Source organism: Bacteroides sp. UBA939 (genome assembly GCF_002293435.1).
Classification (GTDB): Bacteria; Bacteroidota; Bacteroidia; order Bacteroidales; family Bacteroidaceae; genus Bacteroides.
Genome location: NZ_DBDF01000153.1, coordinates 1 through 1,777, shown reverse-complemented (window position 1 = coordinate 1,777; position 1,777 = coordinate 1). Strand labels below are relative to the sequence as shown.

The window sequence follows — 1,777 nt, the reverse complement described above, 5'->3', positions numbered from 1 at the left end:
GGGACGAGAAATTTCATCTCACGAGACGAGAAATTTCATCTCATGGGATGAATAAATCCGTCTCACGAGACGAATAAATCCGTCCCACGAGACGAAAGAGACCGTCCAACGAGATCTATGAATGTATTTGCCGAAGGGATTCTTACTACTAACCTGAATAATACAGGTTAAAGGAGTTATCCCTTCGTTAGGAGTTAAAGGAGTTAAAGCCGATACTCTGTGAAGCATATAACAAGGCTATCGGCTTTAACTCCTTAACTCCTAACGAAGGGATAACTCCTTTAACTACTGTATGAATAATGTAGGCTAACCTGCATTATTCATATTTCAGGAACTTATAAGCAGGAGTAACTTGCTTCTTCCCCTCCGACTCACCCGATAACGGGGGAGTTGGAGGAGGAGAGCAACCTCCCGGGAGGAGGAGAACGTACTTAGTGAAAGGAATCAGATAATCTGTCAGCGAAGCTAATAGAGATAGTCTTGCTTATCGCTTAGCCTGCATGAATAATGCAGGCTAAATAAAAAATTAGCGGAGCTTCGCTGTAATTAGTGATAAGCATATAAGATTCTGGTGCAGTTGCCCTGCATCCGGTTCGTGAGAATTGGCTATCTTCTGAAAAACTGTATATACATACATTCTTATTGCTCTTATCATCCTTGAAATCCCCTATTTTTCAGAATGTTAATATAAATATCTTAAAATATTGGGAATCTATATGTTTCATAATTATCTTTGTACCCGAAAATAGTTATTTAAACTCCGTAGGGGTTTTAGATATTGAAGACTGTAAAGGTCTTCATTCATAGATGATGATTGGGACAGTCGGTTCGTGAGAATCGACTGTTTTTTGTATCTGTTTGTTTGCATATCAACGGAGGTAGTGTTACTTTTGTCGGGCGAGACGAGGTGGTTTCGCTAATAATTCCTGAATTATAATGATGCAAGGCAAGAAATTTATCTCTCCGGGAGCATGGTTTTCTATGAGCTATCCCGCTGACTGGAACGAATTTGAAGATGGTGAAGGCTCTTTTCTATTTTATAATCCTGATGAGTGGACAGGAAACTTCCGTATCTCGGCATATAAGGGAAATACTACGTATGGCAAGGAAGTTGTTCGTCAGGAATTAAAGGAAAATGCTTCTGCAACCCTTGTAAAGGTAGGTACCTTGGAATGTGCTTACAGCAAGGAAATGTTCGAAGAAGAAGATACTTATTTCACTTCTCATCTCTGGATTGCCGGTGCGGGCGATATAGCTTTCGAATGTTCCTTCACCGTTCGTAAAGGGGAGCCGATTGCTCAGGCTGAAGAAGTCATATCCTCCTTGGAGGTACGCAGGGAAGGGATGAAGTATCCGACAGAGATTATCCCTGTCCGCTTGTCTGAGATATATCAGATTAATGAAGCCTTTGAATGGGTAATGAATACTGTAAAAGAACAGTTGAAGAAGGATTTCCAGGGAATGGAAGAGGATATACCCGGCATGCAGGAAGTAATTGACAGTGGTGTTATCGGTCCGAAGAAGAAAGAAGTGTGGTTGTCATTCGGCATTGCCTTGTGTGTGATTCTTGCCAATGAAGTGGACGGCTTGCAATGGATGACACTGATAGACGGAAACCGCGAAGCTCCTGTATTGCAAAATTCAACTACCGGAGAGTGCATCGACCCCATGAAGCTGGTGTGGAGCAAAGTGAAAGCCGGCGAACCTTGCAATCTGGCAGAAACCTACAAAAACCTCCTCTGATTTTTAATTTATAACTCAAGTTTCGCATGTTGTT

1 protein-coding gene is annotated in these 1,777 nt (G+C 41.7%); it reads left to right on the top strand.

Translation table 11 applies throughout. The features are described 5' to 3' along the window. Positions 1 to 936 precede the first annotated feature (936 nt). Entirely contained in the window at positions 937 to 1,743 is an 807-nt protein-coding gene (locus B2Z67_RS09490) for a DUF3805 domain-containing protein (protein WP_291529585.1), read from the top strand. Positions 1,744 to 1,777 lie beyond the last annotated feature (34 nt).

Coding starts and splice junctions, on each gene's coding strand:
- B2Z67_RS09490 (WP_291529585.1), top strand. CDS start 937: ATGATGCAAGGCAAGAAATTTATCTCTCCGGGAGCATGGTTTTCTATG.